This window comes from Defluviicoccus vanus (assembly GCF_014672695.1).
Lineage (GTDB): Bacteria > Pseudomonadota > Alphaproteobacteria > Rhodospirillales > Defluviicoccaceae > Defluviicoccus > Defluviicoccus vanus.
Genome location: NZ_CP053923.1, coordinates 1517441 through 1539980, shown reverse-complemented (window position 1 = coordinate 1539980; position 22540 = coordinate 1517441). Strand labels below are relative to the sequence as shown.

The following is a 22540-nucleotide window of genomic DNA, read 5'->3' as shown; positions in this document are numbered from 1 at the left end:
CGTCTGGTGGCATGCAAGAGCGGGAAGTCCGTGCCGATTCACATGCGCACGCTCAACCATGCCGATCTTCTTAAGCTATCTCAGTCCCGCTGCTCGTCGCTGTTTGCGACGACAGCGAGCTCGGTGATAACGGCCAGAACGGTGATGCGTGCACCAGCTCCGTCGGTCTGCTCACCAAGGAACTCGACGCGTGCCGCGAAGACATCGACGGTAAACTGGATCAGGTCGGTTCGCCTCCGCAGCCGTCGCGCTTTCAAACACCCTCTTCAGGATTGATCTGGTTGCCGCCGTTGCGGGCGAACGCGGATCTGGGTGGTCGTGCGAGGATGCGAACGTCGATCGGACCGTTGCAGTGGCTTGGAGAGTGAACGATGACGCCAATGTCGGACGCCAGCTTTCTACACGAGGACAATGCAAAGCTGATCTTCTCGCCGCTGCAGTTTCGCCGGCTCGAAGTCAAGAACCGGCTCTTCCGCTCGAACCTGTCCGGGATGTTCGATGAATACAACGGCCACGGCGGCTACACCCGGCTGAACTGGGAAGAGAAGTTCGCGAAGGGTGGTGTCGGCTGCATCATTTCGTCCTATACACCGGTCTCGGTGCGCGGTCGCATCCTCATCCGCTACGCGATGATCGACAACGACGACAAGATTCCGTTCTGGCGGGAGGTGGGAAAGCGGGTCCACGCGCATGACTGCCGGTTCCTGATGCAGCTCAGCCATTCCGGCCGGCAGCAGGATCAAGGCGGGGTCGAGAATCAGTTCCACAAGGGGCTGAGTTCAACCAACAACAAGGACTACTTCCACGGCCTGCTCGCCCAGGCGATGACGGTGCAGGAGATTCGAGAGGTGGTCGAGCAGTTTGCTCAGGGCGCCCGGCGGGCGCAGGCGGCCGGGCTGGACGGCGTCGAGCTGCATGGCGCCAACGGCTACCTGATCACCCAGTTCCTGAGTTCCGGCATCAACGACCGCACCGACGATTACGGCGGTCCGGTGGAAAACCGCGCTCGTTTCGTGTTGGAGATCGTGCGGGCGATTCGTCGCGAGGTCGGCGCCGACTTTCACCTGCAGATGAAGATCAACGGCGCCGACCACAACAACTGGCTCTATCCCTGGGAGAAGAAGGGAAACACCCTCGACGACACGCTGAAGATCTGCAAAATATTGCTCGACGACGGCAAGGGCGTCGATGCGTTTCATATTTCAAGCGGCTCGACGTTTCCTCATCCGCGCAATCCCNCGGGTGACCTGTCGATCAAGGCACTGGTGCGCTGTTACGACAGCATGATTTCGCAAGGCACCCGCACCCGCTTCAACTATGCGGTGTTCAACAACCCGATCGCCGGCCGGCTCTTTGTTTGGCTGTGGCGGTTCCGCCGCGGCAAGATCATCGAAGGGATCAACGCCGCATACGCCAAGGTCGTGCGCGAGGAGATCCTCAAGCTCGACCCGTCGATCAAGGTTCTCTGCACCGGCGGTTTCCAGCATGCGTCAAAGATCGCCGAGGCGATCCGCTCCGGCGCCTGCGACGGCGTCAGCATCGGTCGTCCGCTGATCGCCAACAATGATCTGCCGCAGATCCTTCGCGCCGCCGACGGGCCGTCGAAACAGAAGGAGTGCACCTACTGCAACAAGTGCCTGCTCAACGATCTCGAAAACCCGCTCGGCTGCTACGAGGTCTCCCGCTACGACGGCGATACCTTCGAGCAGAAGTGGGACAACCTGATCAAGGAGGTGATGTCGGTTTTCGAGCCTCCGGCATTCCAATAGCCAACCCTTCCCAGCGGAAAGGAACGACATGCCATGGACCTTGATCCGCCGACCCCTGTGGAGCGAGCCGTCGCTCGCAACAGATGGATCCGCTGCATCGTCCTCGTCCTCGTTATCCTCCTCGGCCTCTATTACCTGATCTTCGTCAACCAATACGTGGTCGCCTTCAAGGACGACACCGAGCACTTCAAGCACGGATCGATCGGCAGCGAAGTCTTCAACGGACTGCCGTACTGGGTGATCAAGGCACTGCCGGTGATGTACGCTGCCCAATTGGGGCCGACGGGCTATCGTCGGGTCGGTCTGCTCTACGNNACGGAGCAGGCCGACTTGCCAATCGGCATGTCGCGACGGGTCGTCAACGGTGTCGAACTGGTCTGGCTCAATTGTTCAGTGTGCCACACCGGCACCTATCGCCTCACCCCAAACGGCGAGCGGCATTTTATTTTCGGCGCGCCCGCCAATAACCTGCGCTTGCAGGAATTGATTAAGTTCTTTCTCATGGTCGCCAACGACCCGCAATTTACTGCCGATAATCTGATTGCCGCGATCGATAGCCCCGCCGTCGGCGGCGATTTCAACGCATTTGAAAGATTGTTTTATCGCTACCTGGTGTTCCCGCGGGTTCAGGATGGGTTGCAGCGGCTGTCGTCGCAGTTGACCTTCATTCACCGCCAGCATGATTGGGGCCCTGGTCGCGTCGATACTTTCAATCCGTACAAGGCGATCCAGTTCAACTTCCCGATGGATCCGGCTCACATCACCGAGATCGAGCTCAATGGCTCGTCTGACTATCCATCGATTTGGCAGCAGCGGCCACGCGAAGGCATGAATCTGCATTGGGACGGCGATAACTCATCGGTCGCCGAGCGCAACCTGAGCGCGGCGCTGGGCGCAGGCGTGACGCCGGTCAGCGTCGACCGGCCCGCCATCCAGCGCATCGAAGGCTGGATGCGGAACCTGCCGGCGCCGACGTTTCCGGAGCCCTCGGCGATCGATCTGACGAAGGTCGATCGCGGCCGAGCCCTCTTTGCCGAATACTGTGCGGCCTGCCACGGCATGAAGGAAGCCGGCGCCGACCGCTACGACTACGACACGCACCGCTTCCCGGGATTGGGCCAAGTGGAGCCGCTCGACCGGATCGGCACCGACCGCGGCCGTTGGGCCTCCTATACCGAGGACTTCGCCGCCGCCCAGAACACCCTTTACGCCGGTTATCCCTGGAGGTTCTCCCACTTCCGCAAGACCGATGGCTACGCCAACCAGCCACTCGATGGCATCTGGGCGCGGTCTCCCTACCTGCACAACGGCTCGGTCCCGAACCTGCGCGACCTGCTGGAGCTGGCCAGCGCCCGCCCCGCAAAGTGGTACCGCGGCAGCGATCTCTTCGACCCGGTGGCGGTCGGCTATCGCTCCGACGGCTACGGCGCCGCCCCGGAAACGCTCTTTCTTTACGACACGTCGGTCCCCGGAAATGGCAACGGCGGTCACGAAGGGCCGGCCTACGGCACGACGCTCCCGGCTGCCGACAAAGACGCCATTGTGGAGTATATGAAAACACTATGAGCGACTTGAATAAGGACACCGCGAGGTATTGGATCACCAGACACGCCTTCTTTGTCTGGGTTGGAATCGTATTGAACTTTTTGTTTATTATCCCGTTGTTCTTTTATCCGCGCTGGATGCTGAATCTGTTCGAAATACCCCTCGAACATCTGATCTGGGCACGATCGTCGGCCGGTTTGTTGATGATCATCTCGGTGTTCTACATTCCACCGACGATCGACTTCAGCCGCTATCGCGCCTGCGCCTGGCTGGCGATTTTCCCCTCGCGCACGTTTGGCGCGACGTTCTTCACGCTTGCGGTGCTGCTGTTCAATCAGCCGCCAGGCTTCCTCTCCATCGCCCTGGTCGATGCGGTGATCGGCGCGATCACCCTCTACTGCCTGATCAAGATCAACGCGCGCGAGCGTGAGCAGACTTTGATCGGAGACGGCCAATGACGCGCTGGCTGCCGCGGCTGTTGCTGGGATTCTTCGTCCTGCTAATCCTGACGATTGGCTTCGCTTGGTTCGTCCTGCTCCGCCCGGTCTCCCAAGCCTGGACCAACGATCCGGTCTATACCTTCAACCACGGGTCGATCGGCAACGAGACGGCGCAGGGCCTGCCCTACTGGATCTGGCGCGTGCTGCCGCAGATGTTCCCCGAATACTTGCCGGGCAACCAGGACGGATACGCGGCGATCGGCGTTTACTGGATCCCGGGCGACGAGGTGCCGGTCGGCTTCTCGAACATGACGCTCGGCGTCATTCCGCGAGNNGTGGCGCCGAACTGCGCCTTCTGCCACCAGGGCACCTATCGCCTCAGCGCCGACGAACCGGCAACCCTGGTCCCGGCCGGCGCCGGCACCCGGGTCAATCCGCAGGGATACTTGCGCTTCCTGATGCGTTCGGCGGGCGACGCCCGGTTTAACTCCGACAACATCATGGACTCGATTACCGCCGTCTACGCCATGCCGATGTGGGAGCAGGTGCTGTATCGGTATCTGCTCATCCCGGCGACGCGGCGGGCGTTGCAGGATCAGCGGGTCCGCTTCGCCTGGATGGATTCGCGGCCGGACTGGGGACCGGGGCGGATCGATCCGTTCAATCCGGTGAAGTTCTACAATCTCGGCCTCCCGGACGACGGCACCGTCGGCAACTCCGACATGATGCCGCTGTGGGACCTGAACCGGCTGGTCGGCGATCCGACGCGGGAATACTCGCTCCACTGGGATGGTCTCAGCACCAGCCTCGACGAGACGGTTCTCGCCGGCGCCATCGGCGATGGCCTGGACTATCAGTCCTACCCGCGAACCCTGCACACCCTCGCCGGGATCACCGACTTCATCCGCCTGCAGCAGCCGCCCCGCTCCNCCTTCAGCACGGCGCTGCCGCCGGACAATCCCTTCCACGTCGACCTGGCCGAGGTCGAAGCCGGCCATGCGCTCTATCGCACCCACTGCGCCGAGTGCCATGAGGCAGGCGGGGCCCGCTTCCGCACCATCATTTCGGCGACCGAGCTCGGCACCGACCGCAACCGGATCGACATGTGGACGGAAGCGGCCAAGGACCGCTACAACGCCTACGAAGAGGATTATCCTTGGGGATTCAAGGCGTTCAACAAAACCAACGGCTACCTTGCCAACGAGCTGACCGGGCTGTGGCTGCGCGGCCCCTATCTGCACAACGGCTCGGTGCCGAACCTGCGCGCCCTGCTCGCACCGCCGGCCGAGCGTCCGGTCACCTTCTATCGCGGTTACGACCTCGTCGATGCGCAAAACGGCGGCTTCGTCAGCCATGGCGGCGGTAACCCCGAGCGGTTCGGCGCCCTTTACGACACACGGCAGCGCGGCAACGGCAATGCCGGTCATCTCTACGGAACCGACCTGCCCGAGGCCGACAAGGCGCGGCTCCTGGCCTACCTGAAGACCTTCTGATCACCAGCAGCGGCGAGTACATGCCATGGCCACCACGGCAGGACGGCTACGACGGATTTTGCAGCGAGCGGCCCTCATCCTGGTTGGATTATTCGCCGTACTGCTTGTCGTCGGCTTCTTCGTCACACGTGCGCTGATCGAACCGCGTTCGGACGAGTTTGGCACCGTGCAGGACGAGGCGAAGAAGGCCGGGCTGACGCGCGAGGGCATCCACCAGGCGCAGCGCGGCCATTTCGTCGACTACTTCGTCGACATGGACAAGGGCCTGCTGCGGAAGCCGGACGGGGCAGCGCCCTATCCGCCGGAGGTTCGCCAGATCGCCGAGGCGGCCAAACTGTCGCCGGAAGAGATCCGCAAGAGCGCCATCCGCGGCCAGAACATGTGGTTGGTGTGGACCGGCGGCAATGACCGGTTCTGGGACTATGCCGCCGCGAATACCGCCGGTGCCTTCGACTTGTTGAAGACGCTGTCATCGCATCCATCGATGGCCTATGGCCGGCACAACCGCTGGCGCTGGCTTGGACTGGTCAACGAGCCGTGCTTTACCGAAGCGAAGGCGCCGGACGAAAGCCGCTACGGTCTATGGCTCGATCAGCGCGACCCGAACTGCCCGGCCGATCCGTTCGCCGATGCCGACGCGTTCAAGGGCGCAAAGGTGGGGGCCCGCGGCAGCACCGTGCCGGTCGGATCCATCTATGGTGAGCCGAGCGGCATCGTTGGGCTGCGGCTGTTCCCCAATCCCGATTTCGACGAAGCGGCGAAGAAGCGCTGGGATCCGGAGCGCTACTACACCGATCCCAGCTACTACAACGACGCCAAACTGGTCCGGCCATACCGCGTCGGCATGGCGTGCTCCTTCTGCCACGTCGGCCCGAACCCGCTCAATCCGCCGTACGATCCGGAGAACCCGCATTGGGAGAACCTCACCTCCAATCCGGGAGCGCAATTCTACTGGGTGAACCGCATCTTTTTCTGGAACACCCAGCCGCGAAAGATCGCCGGCCAGCCGTCCCCGAACGAGGGAAGCTTCCTCTACCAGCTGTTCCACACCAACCCGCCCGGAACGCTCGATACCTCGCTGGTCTCGACCGACTACATGAACAACCCGCGATCGATGAACGCGGTCTACGGTGTGCTCGCCCGACTGGGACCGAGCCTGCGCTGGGGCGAAGAGCAGCTGGCCGGCGGCGAGCTGGATAACAAGCAGTTCCAGGATTACGCCGAAACGGCGGCGTTGCCCCAGTTCTGGAATCCGCAGAGTGGAGCCGTCCACACGATGCGGGTGCTCAAGGATGGCGCGGACTCGGTCGGCACGCTGGGGGCGCTCAATCGTGTCTTCCTCAACATCGGCCTGTTCAGCGAGGAGTGGCTGCTGCATTTCCGCCCGTTCCTCGGCGGCCGGAAGATCACGCCGATCAAGATCAGCGATGCGGAGAAGAACTCGGTCTACTGGCAGGCCACCGAGGACCAGACCGCCGACATGGCAGTGTTCTTTCTCGTCGCCGCACGGCCCGACCATCTGGCCGACGCGCCCGGCGGCAGGTCCTACCAAGCGCCGTTCGACTCTCCCGTGGTCAATCGCGGGAAGGTGGTCTTCGCGGAAAACTGCGCCGCCTGCCACTCCAGCAAGATCCCGCCGGCGCCGGCCAATTCCGGCATCGACGACGGCATCTGTGCCGGCGGTGGCAATGGGCCGAACTATCGCGCCTGCTGGGACCGCTACTGGGATTGGACGCAATCACGCGCATTCAAAGACGAGATGATCAGGCTGGTTCTCTCCCACAATGCGACGGGCCGGGAAACCTTTCTCGACAACAACTACCTCTCGACCGAGCGGCGCGTTCCGGTTGACCTGCTGCAGACCAACGCTTGCACGCCGCTCGCCACCAACGGCCTGGAAGGCGACATCTGGGATGAATTCACCTCCCAGTCCTACAAGTCGCTGCCGCCGGTCAAGGAACTGACCGTCTACCATCCGGTCTCTGGCGGGGCGATGCCGCTGCAGCCACTGGGCAACGGACGCGGCTATCTGCGTCCAGCCTCGCTAGTCAGCGTCTGGTCGACCGCGCCCTACCTCTCCAACAACTCCGTCGGCTTCGACGAGTACGCCTACGCCCTCAGCGGGACACGCCGCCCGTATGCCGCGATGGAGGGCGTGACCGCAACCGAAGTGCCGGCGGGCTACGAGGCCGACCGATGCCCGGCGGCGAGCGACGCCGACCCCGATCTGCCGTGCGTCGCCAACCGAATGCGGCTCTTCGAGCGGTCGATCCGCCAGATGTTGAACCCTGAGACCCGGCCCACCGACCGATTCACCGAAGTGCCGGTGCCGGGGATGATCTATCGCACCACCGCTCCTGCCTGTTTCGTCTTCCCGCACGCCTACCTGCCGGAATCGATTCAGAGTCTGACGGGTGTACTGCACCGGCTGGCGGGCTGGGCGTTCGACCAGGACGGCAACATGGCGCTCGGCCCGCTGCCGGCGAACTTCCCTATCAACGCCCTCGTCAACACCAAACTGCTGCCCGACAACGACGAGCCCGGCATGCTCGGCCACCTGTGGAAGCTGGTGACCGCCACGCCCGTCCTGCTCGACGCGTTCTCGCAGCTCGGTGGGGCGTGCACACCGCAGCAGCTGGCCGATCCGCAAACCCAGGTGCACGCCGAGCAGGTGGTCAAGGAAACCGGCCTGATCGACACCCTGGTGAGCCTCAGCAAGTGCCCTGACTACGTGGTCAATCGCGGCCACTACTTCGGCGCGGATCTGCCGGCCGCCGACAAGGAAGCGCTGATTGCCTACCTCAAATACTTCTGAGCCGCCGGCGTCCGACGCGGAGAGTTTCGAGTACATCGTCGTCGGTGCCGGCGCCGGCGGCGCCGTCATCGCCGCGCGGCTGGCAGAAGCGGGAAAGCGGGTGCTGGTGCTGGAGGCCGGCGACGACCCGTTGGCCCCGCAACACGCCCCGCCCCCGTCGCCGCGCTCGCTCGATGCCGACTATCAGGTGCCGGCGTTTCATCCGTTCGCCACCGAGCATCCGGGGCTGCGGTGGGATTTCTGGGTTCGTCACTACGCGAGCGACGGAGAGCAGCAACGCGACTGGAAATATCGTCGGGAGCACGAGGGCGAGGACGTGGATGGTGTGCTCTACCCGCGCGCCAGCGGCCTCGGTGGATGCGCTGGGCACAACGCGATGATCATCGTCCGGCCCAACAACGCCGACTGGAACCACATCTGGCAGGTGACCGGCGATCCGTCGTGGAAGGCTTCGAACATGGCGAAGTACTTCCGGCGACTGGAGCGCTGCCGCTATCGCTTCTTCCTCTATCGCTGGCTCGACCGGTTGTTCGGCTGGAATCCGAGCGGACACGGCTGGAGCGGCTGGCTCACCACCGAGCGGTCGCTGCCCCTGCGCACGGTCTTCGACTGGCGACTGCGTTGGGCGGTGCGCAGTTCCATCCTCGCCGCCGCCGGCCTGTTGCCGGACGCGGTCGGGCGCTGGGGCTGGTTCGACAAGGTGCGCGGCGATCCGAACGACGAGAGGCTGGTCGACCCCGAGTCCTGGGGTCTTCGGGTTCCGCCGATGTCGACCGCCCGCCACGGCCGCACCGGACCGCGCGAATTCCTGCTCGATGCGCAGCGCCGCTTTCCGGCCAACCTCACCATCCGCCGCAATGCCCTGGTCACCCGGATCGACATCGACCAGTCGACCAGGACCGCGACCGGCGTCGTCTATCGCGAGGGGGTGCGGCTTTACCAGGCGTCCGCCAGGCCGCACGGGAGGCCAGGGCCGGAACGACGCGTCGAAGCCTGCTGCGAAGTCATTCTCGCCGGCGGCGCCTTCAACACCCCGCAGCTGCTGATGCTTTCGGGAGTTGGCGAACCAACGCACCTGCAGGAACACAGGATCGAACGAATCCACGCGCTGGCAGGCGTCGGCCGCAACCTGCAGGATCGCTATGAGATCGGCGTCGTCAGCCGGATGAGGACGCGGTGGCCGGCGCTACGTGGCGCCACCTACACGACCGCCGACGGCCAATATCGCTCCTGGCGGCGATGGCGGTCCGGCAACTACACCAGCAACGGTTTTCTGTTTTCCGTCTTGTTTCCTGGCAAGTGCATTCCGGTGCTTGCGGACGTTTTTTGTTCGTCGCTGCTCGCCGATTTCCGGGGCTACTACCCGGGCTACTCCGAGGAGATCAAGAAGACCGACTACCTGAGTTGGCTCATTCTCAAAGCCTACACCCACAACGACTCCGGCACGGTGCGGCTGCGGTCGTCGGACCCGCTGCAGCGCCCTGAGATCCAGTTCAACTATTTCGAGGACGGCGGCGAGACGACCGAGCATGATCTCGCAGCACTGGTCAACGGCATCACCTTCGTCCGCGAGGTCGCCGATGCGCTGGGGGAACTGGTCGAGGAGGAAGTGGCGCCCGGGCGTCACCTGTTCACCGACGAACAGCTCCGGCAGTACATCCGCGACACCGCCTGGGGCCACCACGCCTGTGGAACCTGCGCGATGAAGCCCGAAGCCGCGGGCGGTGTCGTCGACAGCCGGTTCCGCGTTCACGGCATCGATCGCCTGCGCGTCGTCGACGCCTCGATCTTCCCGCGCATCCCCGGCTATTTCATCGTCACCTCGGTCTACATGATCGCCGAGAAGGCCGCCGACGTGATCCTCCATCACCCCGACGCAGGTCGCCCGCTCGACGCACGGTGACGCACTGAGCGCTGGCGTGGCGCTGGGAGGGTCGCGGGTGCAGGCGGGAGATTGGATTGGTCCGACTTGATGGGCAGACGCTCACGGTCCGCTATGGCCGCGCAGTGCCTCGACGATCGATTGNATCCAGATGCCTTCGTTTGCCGGCCACGTCCCTGCCACGCCATTCAATCGCTGCATCGCCTTATCGCCGGCGTGGTGCAGCGCCACGACCCGCCACAGGGACTCTTCGAACACAGGGCTTCCCGAACTTCCAGGCTCGGTCGGCGCACGGTAGTGCAGCCGCCGCACCGCCGCGTCCGGTGGACGTCCCTCAGTTGGCCCCTCATGATCGATCAGGGTGTTGTCCTGAAGTGAAAAGGCGAGATCGCCTCCGCGTGGATAGCCGATCACATAGACCCGCGGCTTCTTCCTGTTTTCGTCACGCACCAGGATGGGCAGGTACTTGTTCAGCACCAGCGGCTCCACACCCTGCGGCTGTTCGTTCAGGCGAAGCAGCGTGCAATCGAGGTGGTCAGGACCCGACTGCCAGATGAGTTCCGGGAACGTGTAGAAATGCGCCCGGTCGACGGCATCGAAGGCAACCCTGGCGGCATCGGGCGCAACCGCTTCACCCATCGGCGGCTCGCTGATGACATGCGCATTGGTCATCAGGATTCGTTCATCGCCGAGCGAGGGGATCAGGTCGCCACCGCGGACGAGAAATCCGGTCCCCACGCGCGTGCCCGTCTGCATGCTGATGACGCCGACCGCACGCGCAACCATGAGGCCCCTGACCAGCCACTCGTAGCCCTTCATGCCATCGACGCCGAGAATTTTCTGCAACTGCTCGGGGGTCGGTGGCGTCCGAGTTGCGGCTGTTTGGCCATCGCCCGGCGCCACCTCGATCCGGCCATCCGGCTTGTTCGCCAGCGCCGCACGCAGAGCGTCCATGATCCCGCTCCCCTGCGGGATCTGTTGGTCCAGCCCCCAGAGATCGCGGAACTGCCGCAACGTGCCGGCAAGGGCGAAGGCGTTCGTCGCTTCGCTGCGGACATAGCGTCCGATATGCGCTTCAACCGCATCGAGATCGCCCAAACCGAGGTAAGCCTCGGCACGCGAGGCGTGGTACCAGTTGTCGCGTTTTTCCGGAGGGGTTTGATCGAGGGAGTCGAGCACTTCTCTTGCCAGGGCGCGCTTGTCGATACTCACCGCCACGGCGATCCCGTTTCGCTCGGCGAACGCGGTAATCGCCAGAACGTTCAAGCCAGGCCACGCATTTCGGCCGGGCGGCAGGTCGTAGGCCCGTTTGTATTCGGCCAGTGATTTTTCGATCGCCTCCAAGGCACGCGGAGAGGTCTTGTCGCGCGCGTCAAAGAAAGTCTGCTTATACGCACGTCCTTTCAGGCCCACCGCTTCGAGGATCTCCGGATGGGGAGCGGGTAATTTGCCGATCAACGCGTCGAGAATGTCGATCGCGTCACCGACCTTGCTGAGCTCGATCAGGCTCTGCGCCTGCAACCTCGATATGCTGGGATCGTCGGACTTTTTCTTCAGCGCCTCGGCCAACGCGTCGACCAGAGCGAACTCACGCGCGTCTCGCAGCGACGTAAGCTCTTTGATCGCCTCGTCTATCAGCCCTGCATTGGGTTCATTGGCCGGGCCGTCGATCACCTCCTGGATGTGCTTATACTTGGTCATTCTGACGCCCCTCTCCGTCCCGCCACCTGCAACAACGGCCGAATGCTGCCGACTGGCCGGCTCACACACGGATGCCGACGAATCGTGTCCTCGCGTTCAGTGCAACTTTCATGGGATCCGCCCCTGTCGCAAAGTCCACGCTCAATCAGCCGAACGAACGTGCCATGCGCGCCCACGACCAAGCTCTCAAACCCAGTCGAGGCCGTCGAGCGGCGGCAATTCCCCGGAGCTTTTTACCGCGGCGACCGCATGCGCGTGGTTGGCGCGCAGCCAGTCACCGGCGAAATGCAGCCCAACGACCGCAATCGGCCCGGTGAAATCAATCGTCGCACTGCCGGAATTGCCGGCAAGCGTCGTTGCGTCGTGACTGAAGACCCATCCCCGCGGATCGCCTCCGACCGCGCCAAGCCCAGTCGAGACGATGCCTGGACTGAAATATTTGACGCCGTAACTGAGCCCGAAGAGGGCGCGAAGGCGGGCGACCACGTCCATGCGAACGGCTCCTCCGGGATCGGTCGGCAGGACCTGCGGCTTGGCCGGATACCCAACCGTGAAAATCTGCCGTTCTTGCCTGGCGCGGTCGGGGCTTGCGAGCAAGATGATCGGTCGCGGAAGCTTGCCCTGCGCCGTGTTGGTCGTCTCGACCTCGAGCAGGGCCATGTCGAGTTTCGCGAAATCGATTGGCAGGTCGGTGATCGGCTCCTTTCCGGCCGTGATAATCGACTTGATGCGGAATGTGTCGGCGGCGGCGTTCGCGCCATCGGAAAAATTGATGGTCACGCTCTCGCTTTCGAGCACCCAGCGCTTCGGATCGCGTCTTTTCGGGACGGGTGCGGCGAATGCTTCAATGACATGCCGGTTTGTCATGATCATGCCGTCACCGACGACAAATCCGGTGCCGATGTGCTCGCCGTTCACGTCGATCCGGCCGACCGAGCGGAACACCGCCTCGATTTCCGGCTGAGCGAGCAGGTAAGCGCCCTGCCACCGTCCCAATTCGGGATGATTTACATCGATTGTTCCATTCTGAACGCGGATCGCCGGCCGATCCGTCAGGCTGACCAAAGCTTCGAGCGTGACGCGATCGGCCCCGGCGACCTGCGGCGCGCCCGCGTGCGCGGCCCGGGTTAAGACTTCCTCTCCCCGGCCGAGAATTTCGCGGCGCATTCGGCTTACATCCGGATCGACATCGCCGGCACGCGCTGCGATGGCCTGGAGGCGTTGTTCTGCCTCGTCGAGGGTGCGCTGAATCCCTCCCTCCAGGAGGTTGCGGCGCGCCGACTCGACGCTGACCTGGCCCGCCGCTTCGCGCCCCGTTCCCGCCGGCCGTCCGAGAATCTGGAGGAGGCCCGGCGGCGCCGAATGGGATGATGAGCGCGGCTGCATGATTCGCGCGGCGCGGGCAGCTTGGCGGCTGGAGATTTCCTGCAATCGCGGGTCGGGAGAGTTCCGCGCGATCGCTGCGAGCGTGTCGGAGGGGCGTACGCCCGGCGCGCGTGCTTCGGCCGCGAGACCCGATGCGCCGCGCCCGAACCGGGCATCACTCAACAGGATGCTTGAAACTTCAAGGCCGTAGCGTTGCCAGTCGAAGCTGGCGTCTGCCGTCTTGCCGCCGGCGATCTCGTCGAGCAATCGGCGGAGCGTTGGATCGGCGCCGGCGGTGACAGATTCAACGGCTTCCACCGCTAGCGTCGGGATCTTGTCCAACGGCAAGCCCAACAACTGCTCGGCGTCGATGACGCCGGGGCCGAAATCGTCCTCATCCCAGATCGCCGGCCGCCGAACGGTAGCTTGCAGGGCCGACTTGAAGAGTGCCTGCACGGTCATGCCGCGCTGATGTGCCTCCGCCCGGACCTGGTCGCGACCGTGATGCGACAGCCAGAGTGCCGCCACGCCCGCCGTCAACGCGACGGCGAAGGAGGTGCCCTGTCCGGCGCCGACGGTATCGGTCGGGTCTTCGTTCTGCCGCCGCTGCGCCCGCCAAACGAACTCGGCCGGCGCCGATATGTCGACGCTGCTGCCGCGGCTGGAGCCGCGCCATGGCTGGTCGGCAATGTTGATTCCGGCCACCGCGATCACGTCGTTGAAGCGCGCGGGATAAACTACGACGCGCACGCAGTTGCCTGCTGCCGCCAGCACGATCGCATCCTTCGCGATCGCCGCCCGCACCGCCGCATGAACGGCAATGCTGGGTGTTCCGCCCAGGCTCATGGTGATGACATCGCAGCCGACGTTGGCGGCGTGCGCGATTGCGGCCGCGAGCGGTGTCCCATCGAAAATCTTCACGTCGGTGGTGCATCGGATCGGGACGAGCGTCGCCTCAGGAGCAGCGCCGATGATGTCACCCGCACCGCGACTGATCACCACGCTTGCCGTTCCTGTCCCGTGCCCCGGGTTGGCAGTGCCTGGCGTCAGCGGATCGGTCGGATCATTGCCGCCATCGAGGATATTGGCGGCGCGGGTGAGATCGAGATCGGCATCGACCTCGCGATGCTCGGCGATGCCGGTGTCGGGCTGGCCAACGAGAATACCCTTGCCACGTGCCGGAAAGCGGCCCCAGGCACGAAGCACGCCCATGGTGTCAAGCGCCCAACGTTTGTTTGTCGGAGCCTCGGCATCGGACCAGCAAAGCCACCCGAGCGCATCGGCGGCCTCGACACGCGGCTCGGCGCTCGGCGGCAGCGGATCGGCGTAAATCTGTGCTCCGAGATCGGGTTCCGCCCGCGTTAGGTTCCGCGCATCGGCGAGCGCGTAAGCGATCGAAAAGAGCGTATCCTGAGACAGCGTCCGCTCAATGCCCGGAAATCGAAGCACGAGAATGCGATCGAGTGCCGGGTCGACGCCTTCGAACAAAGGTTGAAGCGCGAACGCCTCCGAGCCGAGCAAGACAGCCAGCGCACGCCGTTCGGTGTCGATATCCGGCTTGTCCCCGTACTCAAGTGCGAACCGCAGCTCGGAGGACGGCAGGCACCGCTTCGTCTCCGTTACCGGACCTGCATCCACGCTCGCCAGGAGTTCGCGGAGCGTATCGAGGCCTGCCATCTGTCTTCCCTCCCAAAAAGATGTTCGATGCTTCTTACGCCAGGCCGCACGTCTGCCCGGCTTCAACCGACAAGCCGTTACTGCCCCGGGGAGAGACGCCGTTTGCCAAGTAGAGGAGTAATCGCCGCCAGAATGCCCACACCATTGCTAACAGCACCGCAAGGTTATAGCCGATGCCGCGCATAAGCGACAGGGCTATTCCGCGCCGGGCGCTCTGTTTGACGTACAAACGGGGGCGAGCAGAGTGTCGACTACCGCCGCTGCCAGCGCCGCACCTTCGAAGAAATCCAGCGGCTCACCGTCGGCGAGAAGGCACTCATCAAAGGCGGTGGTACACCGACATAGGCGAAGGCGCGGCAGAAGCACACCGAGGCACAGTGGACGATTAAGTACAGCCGGGCGAAGCCGAAGCCCGGGCCGGCACCGACGGTGCCCGCCGGACCGCTACCGGCTACGAAGGCCGGCAGCTGGGGGCACTGCTTAAGGACAACGCCTTTGACAACTTGGCGTGGGTCGAGTGCGGAAAAGTGGAGTCGCGGCCCGATCGACGTGATTGACCGCTCAGACCGACGGTCGCAAAGCCATTCTCGGTAATGGATGTCGACTCCTCAGAAGCGCAGGCACACTTTGCCGAACTGCGTCCCCGTGGCGAGGTGGGAAAGAGCGGGGGCAGCTCTCCGAAGGTAAACACGCGGTCGATCGGCGATTTCAGTTGGTGCTGGTCGATCGCCCGCAGCATCGCCTCGAAGCCGTCCCGGATACCGCAGGATATGCCTTGCAGGCGGACCTGTCGGGTGGCGATCGGCCCGAGACCGGCATCAATCTTGGCTCCGGACAAGACGCCGATCAGGCTAAGGGTGCCCCCCCCGCGCGCACGGCGCGCAACGACTGCGGCAGAGTTGCCGAGCCGCCGACCTCGATCACATGATCGACACCATCAAGGAGCTGCGCGACCGGGAAATCGACCTCGCACGAACCGCGGAGAGCGCGTACGAACGGTTCGTCAGCCACTGGCAGCCGCGCCGACCTCGATCCGGGAGCACGGGCGCCGCAAAGGAGGAGCGCCGGTGAGGCGAGGCTGCGCGGCAGGGCTTGCATCCTCCGACCCTGCTCTTCGCCGCGCGGTCGCCCGTGCTCCACAAGAAATATCACGCCAAGTGAATGAGGACTTGTCGATCTCATCCGTGGTGTAGATGATCCGCCGGACGTCGTCAGGAAAGGCGAAGAACGGAACGACTTCCGGCCAGTTCCGCCGCCAGGATTGAGCGATCGCCGGATGTCTTTTTCCCCATGGGCCTTCAGCGAAGTCTTCAAGAGCGGCCTTGCCGGCATCGGCGTCCTTCGCCTTGTAGATGTGCTTCAACGCCGCCGCCACCGATCTGCGGTCCTTGTACGACACGAAGGCCAGCGAATGGCGGATCAGATGAACGACGCAGGTCTGCACCTGGGCCTGCGGAAAGACCGCGGTGATCGCCTCCGGAAAGCCCTTCAGGCCGTCGACGATGGCGATCAACACGTCGTCGACGCCGCGGCCCTTCACCTCGTTCATCACCCTGAGCCAGAACTTGGCGCCCTCGCTCTGCTCGATCCACAGGCCGAGGACCTCCTTCGTCCCATCCGGCCGGACGCCCAAGGCGACGTAGACCGCCTTGTTGCGGACGGTGCCCTCGCAGCACTCCTTGATCCGGATCGCGTCGAAGAAAATCAAAGGGTAAAGGGCTTCCAGGGGGCGGTTCTGCCATTCGGCGACCTCCTCCAGAACCGCATCGGTGACGGCGCTGATCAGGTCGGGGGAGACGTCGAGCCCGTACACCTCGCGCAGATGTCCCTGGATCTCGCGCGTGCTCATGCCGCGGGCGTACATCGAGACGATCTTCTCGTCGAAGCCGGGGAAACGCCGCTGGTACTTGGCGATCAGCTGCGGATCGAACGTCGACAACCGATCCCGCGGCACCTCGAGCGCGATCTTCCCCGTTCCGGTCAGCACCGTCTTCTTGCCGCAGCCGTTGCGCCGGTTGCCTTCGCCCTCGCCGGCCTCGAGATGATGATCCATCTCGGCGTTCAATGCCCGCTCGGCCAGCGCCTTCTTCAGCTCGTCCAGCAGGCCGTCCTTGTCGAACGCGGTCTTCGCGTCGGCGCCGGCCAACAGTTGGTCGAGCACTGCGTCCGGGATAACAGGCTGTTTGCGTCGTGCCATACGATGCCTCCTTCGTTTCCATCGTCATGGCCCAAACACGAAATTCCCGATACTCCTCAGCCGCGGCGTGAAGAACCGCTCGCGCACCAGCCCGACCTGGTTCTCGACCTGGCGCTTTTCCCACCCCGATGCCGGCGTGCATGCCGTCGGCTCGATGAGATAATGGCTGCACATCTGCAGGAAGCGGCGGTTGAACTGCCGGTCCTTGCCGACAAACACCGTCTCCACCGCCGTCTTCATGTTGTCGTAGATGCCGCGGACGCAGGTCCCTTTGAAAAAGGCGAACGCCCGATCGTGGGCGTCGAACACCATCTCCTGTGTCTCCCGCGGATACGCCCGCACGAACAACATCCGGCTGTGGCAGAGCCGGAGGTGCGCCACCTTCACCTTCACCGTCGTGCCGTTCATCACCACGATCTCGTGGCTCCAATCGAACTGGTAGGCTTCCCCCGGCGCAAAACTCAGCGGCACATAGGCTTCCGCCATCGCCGAACCGCGCTCCCGGCGCCAGCTCCTGGCATACCGCCGAACCGCGTCATAGCCCCCGCGNTAACCCAGCCGGCGCAACTCCTCAAACATCCGGATGTGCGTCAGACGCTCCCGCGGCGTCTTCACCTCGTTCGCCAGCAACAGCGCGTCGAGCCGATCCTGCCAGGGACCGATCTTCGGCAACGGCTGCAGCCCCCGCTCATAGCGAAACTCCGTCNNGCCCCAACGCGCATCATCTGGGCGGACCACCTTGCGCACCACTTTCCGCAACACCCGAAGCTCGCGGCAGATCACCTTGATCGGCTTCTCCTGGACGAAAAACGCCCGACGGATCTTCGCAATCGTCTCCACAACCAGCATCCCAATCCCGGCTCCCATGTCCCTCATGGAAGCCAATGTGAACCCTCCGACCCGGGGGTCCCGATTGGTCGCCGATCACCCCGAATACGGGGTCCTTATTCCACGCCGATTCACAGTATGCTCGGAATTGCGCGTTCCAGCCCAGGTGGTCAGCCCGGCATAGGTGCCACGCACGGCGCAATAGATGGCCATGTCCTGCATCACCAGCGGTCCGTTGCGGCTGGTGGCCTCGGCCTCCAGCGCCGTCAAGCTGGCGCCGTCGCTGTAAGGGCAAATAACATCGGTCCACCAGGTATCGCCCATGGCGGCGATCGCCGCGCTGAGGTCGGGGTTGCCGGTGCCGCCGGAAATGGCGACGATGACGCAGCTGAGGCCGGGCGGCGTCGTCTCGCCGGCGTAGTAGTTCAGCCGCAGGTCGATGGTGTTGCCGCTCTCGCCCTTGTGCCGGGCGGTGAGGTCGACTTTCGCCGGGTTCACCCCGTTGACCACGGCGGAAACCGGCAGCAGGGTATCGGCGTTGATCGCCGCCACCAGCGCCGACGCAACCGACGAAGGCGTGCTGGTCGTGGTAACGCCGACGCGTTCGCGCCGCCCGCCGATCTAGGTGTTGAGGGTGCCAGCGCCGGTAACGGTGCCGGAGAAGGTCAACGAGCCGGTGGCCGCCGCACCGCCGCCGAGATCGGCGAGCGGGATCGCCCAGGTCTCGGTAAAGGCGTTGCCGGCTTTGAGGGCGAGAAACATCCGGTGCAGCATCGAGCCGCGGCCGAAATACCCTTCGGCCGATGCCGCGTCGCTGACGATACACGGCACCGCTGCCACAGCCGACGCCGTGGAATACTTCTGACCGATCACCAGGATGCGCGACGGCATGCCGAACAGGCCGCGCACTGCGCCGGTGTTGCTGATCTCGATATACTGGCCGGGGACGAGGATCGAGTTCGGCACCTGGTCGAACGAGATGGCCATCGGTTATTCCTCCAGCGGCGGGACGTCGGCGCGCACCACGTCGCCCTTGGCCAGTCGGCGCTGCCAAAAGGCGTTGTCGGGAACCGATGCGACATCGACCGGCAGCGGCTTGCCGTCCGGGTCGAGGACGCGCAGGCCGGACATCGGCCGAACGAAGATGCTCGCCGCCATGTGCGGGGTTCCTTCTTTTCAGGTGCGGTGCGGGGTAAAGTGTCGGTTGAGATGCCAACGCGGCGGCGTGGTGGCCGCGACGTGGATGTCAGGCCGGCTGAGATGGGCCGGGCAGCAAAACGTCGTCGCGGACGTCGGCCTCGTCCGCCGGCAGCGGCGGCTGCACGTTGCCGTGTGGTTCGACGTCCCAGTCGATGTGATGGTGCAGGTAGTCGCCGAGGCTTTCCGTCGGCACGGTAGAGGCGATGAACCAGGTGGTGAATTCGATGTGGCAGGCGGTCAGCCCGCCGTCGTCGATCTCCGGTCGGATCGCCCCCGGCTGCAACGGGCTGATCGGCAGGCCGAGGTCCTGGTCGACCAGCAGAGCCCACACGTCGTCGGCGAGCTGCCAGGCCCCCGGCAGGCCGGTCTCCGCCTTGCTGCGGGTGAAGGCGATGTTGAGCCATTGCTCGGCAGCGACGGCGACGACGAAGGTCGCCCGCCGCCTGTACACCCCGGCGTCGAGCCGCTCCGGCGCCTCCTCGCCGTCGTAGGCAACCCACAGCGCCGGATACTTTAACTCGCCGCCGGCGATCGCGACCGCGGCGATCGCGCGTTCGATCTGCGCAATCATCGGCCCGTCATCCGATCCGGGTGCAGTCGACCGCCCACGCCAGGGGTGGCCGCTCGTGCGCGCTGCGCACACGCCAGGTGGCGCCGTCGATCGCCAGGGTGTCGCCGGTCTTCAGTGTCTGACCCGCGAGATCGTCGCGGTGGACCAGGAAGGCGCGGCCCGCGTTGGTCATCGCCACCAGCGCATCGCCACCGAACCCCGGCCGCTCGGCGAGCGGGATCGCCCGAACGGCGACGCCGTCGCCGGTGCCGCCAGCGCGGTAGATCGCGGCCAGGCTGAGGTTCGGATCGGCGAACAAGGCGTCCGTCGCCGCGGCGAAGGCCGACTCCATTGCGCGACTCTCCTCTCGGTATGGAAGGAACCAGGGTCTGGCTCTCGGCAGATAGCGCGACGAAGACTCAGTTGCTGGTGTGGATCTTCACCGCCAGCCGCGGCCGCTTGTTGACCGGCAGCACCGAGGCCTCGGTCTTGACCTCGATGGCGCTGCCGTCGGGGCGGGCCAGCTGGCGGGCGTACATCGGCAGGCCGATGGTGTTGACCGTCTCGATCAGGTTGGCCGGGGCACCGTAGGTAACGAAGGTATCGAGGGTGCCGAGCGGGAAGGCGATGCCCTCGCCGGCCGGCACCAGCGTCTCGGTCGAGCCGGTCGACAGCGTTACCGTCGCGTTGTACTCCTCGAAGATGATGCCGGCGAACGGGAACCGGCGGCGGGTGTCCTCGCGCAGCGGCTGGGCGCCGGTCGAAGAGAAGTACTTGTACGCGTCCTCGACCTTGGCATGGCCGATCAGCTTGTCGAAGAACTCCGGGCTGACCAGGGCGAGCACGCCGGTCATCGTCTCGCCCTTCAGCTCGGTCTCGATCTTCCTCAGTACCTCGCGCACCTTCGCCTGCACGCTGGTGGTCGCGGTGCCGAGGACGAAGTCCACCGACTGCTGGGTGAGGCCGAACTCGCTGAAGTAGTCGTAGAGCGTCACGCCGGCGCCGTCCTTGACGATGCCGCGCAGCGCGTTGACCTCCATGTACTCGCGGGTCTGTGCGTGCTTGACGCGCATGCGGGTGAGCTTGCGTTCCATCACCGTCGCCAGCGGATCGGCGGCATCGCTCAGCCCGAAGCCGCGCACCCCCTGGATGTCCTGCGGGGTGATCGCGTCGTCGTGCGGGATCCAGGGAATGGTCAACGAGCGCATCGACCGCAGATCGCGGTTGGCGACGGTGGCCGGACCGCCGAGCGGCACCGAGGGCAGCAGGTTGAGCACGCCCTCCGCCTGCTCGATGACGACGCTCCGTTGCGTCACGCCCTCGAAACGGAACAGGCCCATCTGCCCCAGCCGGGTGTAGACGTTGGGCAGGATGTTGATCGCTTCCGTCATCTCGGCGAGCGTGTAGCCGCCGGCGTCGAACGGGTTGATCATCGTAACCATGGTGCGGGGAATCCTTGCGTCAGGGATCAGGCGGTCTCGCGGGCGACGAGGCCGGCGGCGGCAAGCTGGCCGTGCTTTGTTGCCGTTTTCGTCGCGTCGTCGACGCTGGCATCGAAGACCAGCGCCGCCTTGGAGACGATCGCGGGGCCCCGGGCGGCGATCAGGCCGGTCTGGCCGGCGGCGTTGGCATCGACCGCCTCCAGCAGCACGGCGACGGCGGTCTCCGCTCCTTCGTCGCCGGTGACCGCGGCGTTGGGCGACAGCCGGTACTTGCCGGACGCGGTGATCCGGCCGAGCACCGCGCCCAGCGGATAGCTGGTCCCGGCCTTCAGCGTCACCGTCTCGCGGCAGTAGCTGCCATTCAGCTCGAACTTCAGCAGGTCGCCGAGCGTCTGGTTCATGGTGAGAACGGGCATGGATCAGGCCTCTTCAGTGGTTTGCGGCAGCAGCCCGCTCGCGGGCGCGCCTGACGATCGCGCTGTCGCCGGTGCTGGCGGGTTGCGGGGCGATAGCGACGACGTCGGCCGCTTCCGACCGGGCGGCCAGCTGGTCGAGGATGGTTCGGCGCAACGCATCCGGCTTCAGCCCTCGGCGCATCGCGTCGGCGGCGTCGATGTCGATGCCGAGCCGCAGCGCCTGGGCGGCGACCGTGGCGATCTCGGCGTATTCGGCGCGCAGCCGGTCGGCGATCGCATGCGCGTCGGGAACGGACGCCGGCGGCGGTTGAGCCGGTGCGTTTCCGGGTCGAGACGGCGTTGCAGTGACATCGTCGGGAATGACGGAGGTGACGCCCGTTTTGCCGGCGGTGTCGTTCGGCGGTTCAGCGCCGAGTTCATCGGTCAGGAGATCGGGAGTGTTCATGGCGAGGGTCCTTGGCTGTCGTGGGGATTGGCGAGCGCCGGTCGCCTTGGCAGGCGGACCGGCGCGGATGCGCTTTGCATCAAGGGCCGCCTGCAGATCGGCGATCGCCTGCGCGACGGTGCCGACCCGATCGGCAAGGCCGGCCTCGACCGCCTTCTCGCCGCGGTAGATTGCGGCTTCGGTAGCGCGGACGGCGTCGATGCTGAGGCCGCGGTTGCCGGCGACGAGGGCGACCAGCTGGTCGTAGAGGTGATCGACGTCGGCCTGGATGTCGGCGGTGGCCTGCGGCGACAGCGGCTGGTGCGGATTGCCGTCGGTCTTCCGCGCACCGGCATGGATCAGCGTCCACTTCAGCCCGGCGATCGCATCGGCGCCGCTCTCGTCGAGGTGCACGGCGACGACGCCGACCGAACCCACCTCGCCGGTGCGGGTGACGTAGACGCGATCGGCAGCGGACGCGATGGCGTAGGCCGCGGACAGCGCCGCTTCTGACGCGACCGCCCACAATGGCTTCGCCGAGCGCTGGCGAAAGGCGCGGATACTGTCCGCCAGATCGAACAGGCCACCCACCTCACCGCCGGGCGAGTCCATCTCAAGGAGAATGCCGCGCACCGCTGGATCATCGGCGGCATTGCTCAGTGCTTCGGCGACGGCGCCGTAGTCGCTGGCGCCGAGCAGCGAGGTCAGCCAGTCGCCGCGGGCGACCAACGGCCCCAGCACCGACACGACGGCAATGCCACTTTCGGTGACGGTGTAGGCCTGCGATCGTGACGCC

18 protein-coding genes and 2 pseudogenes are annotated in these 22540 nt (G+C 65.0%); 7 read left to right on the top strand and 13 right to left on the bottom strand.

Features of this window, described 5'->3' with window-relative positions; all coding sequences use genetic code 11:
• Window positions 1-80 precede the first annotated feature (80 nt).
• Window positions 81-257, bottom strand: a complete 177-nt coding sequence (locus HQ394_RS06995) for a hypothetical protein (protein WP_190262666.1) — start codon at window positions 255-257, stop codon at window positions 81-83.
• A gap of 114 nt (window positions 258-371) precedes the next feature.
• Between HQ394_RS06995 and HQ394_RS06990 the strand changes: the two genes are divergently transcribed.
• From HQ394_RS06990 to HQ394_RS06965, 6 genes are all read left to right on the top strand, one after another.
• Complete coding sequence (locus HQ394_RS06990) at window positions 372-1769, top strand: NADH:flavin oxidoreductase (RefSeq protein ID WP_190262665.1); 1398 nt, start codon at window positions 372-374, stop codon at window positions 1767-1769.
• Window positions 1770-1802: 33 nt separating this feature from the next.
• On the top strand, window positions 1803-3335 hold the full coding sequence (locus tag HQ394_RS06985; protein WP_190262664.1) for a c-type cytochrome: 1533 nt from the start codon (window positions 1803-1805) through the stop codon (window positions 3333-3335).
• Window positions 3332-3772 carry a hypothetical protein gene (locus tag HQ394_RS06980; protein ID WP_190262663.1) on the top strand — a complete coding sequence of 147 codons (441 nt, stop codon included), beginning with the start codon at window positions 3332-3334 and terminating at the stop codon, window positions 3770-3772. The genes HQ394_RS06985 and HQ394_RS06980 overlap by 4 nt, the downstream gene beginning before the upstream one ends.
• Window positions 3769-5247 (top strand): c-type cytochrome, encoded by a 1479-nt coding sequence (locus HQ394_RS21085; RefSeq protein WP_190262662.1) that lies wholly within the window; start codon window positions 3769-3771, stop codon window positions 5245-5247. The genes HQ394_RS06980 and HQ394_RS21085 overlap by 4 nt, the downstream gene beginning before the upstream one ends.
• Window positions 5248-5272: 25 nt before the next feature.
• A complete protein-coding gene (locus HQ394_RS06970; protein ID WP_190262661.1) occupies window positions 5273-8062 on the top strand; it encodes a hypothetical protein in 2790 nt (929 codons plus the stop codon).
• On the top strand, window positions 8040-9965 hold the full coding sequence (locus HQ394_RS06965) for a GMC family oxidoreductase (protein WP_190262660.1): 1926 nt from the start codon (window positions 8040-8042) through the stop codon (window positions 9963-9965). Before HQ394_RS06970 ends, HQ394_RS06965 begins: the two co-directional genes overlap by 23 nt.
• An 81-nt stretch (window positions 9966-10046) precedes the next feature.
• Here the strand turns inward: HQ394_RS06965 and HQ394_RS06960 are convergent, their stop codons facing one another.
• Both HQ394_RS06960 and HQ394_RS06955 read right to left on the bottom strand, forming a co-directional pair.
• Entirely contained in the window at window positions 10047-11645 is a 1599-nt protein-coding gene (locus HQ394_RS06960) for a trypsin-like peptidase domain-containing protein (protein ID WP_456151498.1), read from the bottom strand.
• A gap of 186 nt (window positions 11646-11831) precedes the next feature.
• Window positions 11832-14687, bottom strand: a complete 2856-nt coding sequence (locus tag HQ394_RS06955; protein ID WP_190262658.1) for a S8 family serine peptidase — start codon at window positions 14685-14687, stop codon at window positions 11832-11834.
• Between the two features lie 712 nt (window positions 14688-15399).
• Between HQ394_RS06955 and HQ394_RS06950 the strand changes: the two genes are divergently transcribed.
• Window positions 15400-15615 (top strand): hypothetical protein, encoded by a 216-nt coding sequence (locus HQ394_RS06950; RefSeq protein ID WP_190262657.1) that lies wholly within the window; start codon window positions 15400-15402, stop codon window positions 15613-15615.
• A 243-nt stretch (window positions 15616-15858) separates the two neighbouring features.
• On the opposite strand, the pseudogene HQ394_RS06945 reads toward HQ394_RS06950, so the two are convergent.
• From HQ394_RS06945 to HQ394_RS06900, 10 genes and pseudogenes are all read right to left on the bottom strand, one after another.
• A pseudogene (locus HQ394_RS06945) lies at window positions 15859-16884 on the bottom strand (IS256 family transposase); the annotation flags it as partial.
• Window positions 16885-16938: 54 nt separating this feature from the next.
• Window positions 16939-17733, bottom strand: a pseudogene (gene istA / locus HQ394_RS06940) (IS21 family transposase); the annotation flags it as partial.
• Between the two features lie 75 nt (window positions 17734-17808).
• Complete coding sequence (locus tag HQ394_RS06935) at window positions 17809-18264, bottom strand: phage tail sheath subtilisin-like domain-containing protein (RefSeq protein ID WP_190262656.1); 456 nt, start codon at window positions 18262-18264, stop codon at window positions 17809-17811.
• A 69-nt stretch (window positions 18265-18333) separates the two neighbouring features.
• Window positions 18334-18699, bottom strand: a complete 366-nt coding sequence (locus tag HQ394_RS06930; RefSeq protein WP_190262655.1) for a hypothetical protein — start codon at window positions 18697-18699, stop codon at window positions 18334-18336.
• A 3-nt stretch (window positions 18700-18702) separates the two neighbouring features.
• Window positions 18703-18870: a DUF2635 domain-containing protein gene (locus HQ394_RS06925; protein WP_190262654.1), complete on the bottom strand. Its 168-nt coding sequence runs from the start codon at window positions 18868-18870 to the stop codon at window positions 18703-18705.
• An 88-nt stretch (window positions 18871-18958) separates the two neighbouring features.
• Window positions 18959-19483: a phage protein Gp37 gene (locus tag HQ394_RS06920; protein WP_190262653.1), complete on the bottom strand. Its 525-nt coding sequence runs from the start codon at window positions 19481-19483 to the stop codon at window positions 18959-18961.
• Between the two features lie 7 nt (window positions 19484-19490).
• The gene (locus HQ394_RS06915) at window positions 19491-19814 is read right to left on the bottom strand and encodes a head-tail joining protein (RefSeq protein ID WP_190262652.1); all 324 of its coding nucleotides are present in this window, start codon (window positions 19812-19814) and stop codon (window positions 19491-19493) included.
• 67 nt (window positions 19815-19881) lie between these two features.
• Complete coding sequence (locus tag HQ394_RS06910; protein ID WP_190262651.1) at window positions 19882-20904, bottom strand: major capsid protein; 1023 nt, start codon at window positions 20902-20904, stop codon at window positions 19882-19884.
• A gap of 26 nt (window positions 20905-20930) precedes the next feature.
• Window positions 20931-21320, bottom strand: coding sequence for a head decoration protein (locus tag HQ394_RS06905; RefSeq protein WP_190262650.1), 390 nt, complete (start codon window positions 21318-21320; stop codon window positions 20931-20933).
• Window positions 21321-21333: 13 nt separating this feature from the next.
• Window positions 21334-22356: a S49 family peptidase gene (locus HQ394_RS06900; protein WP_456151549.1), complete on the bottom strand. Its 1023-nt coding sequence runs from the start codon at window positions 22354-22356 to the stop codon at window positions 21334-21336.
• Window positions 22357-22540: the final 184 nt, after the last annotated feature.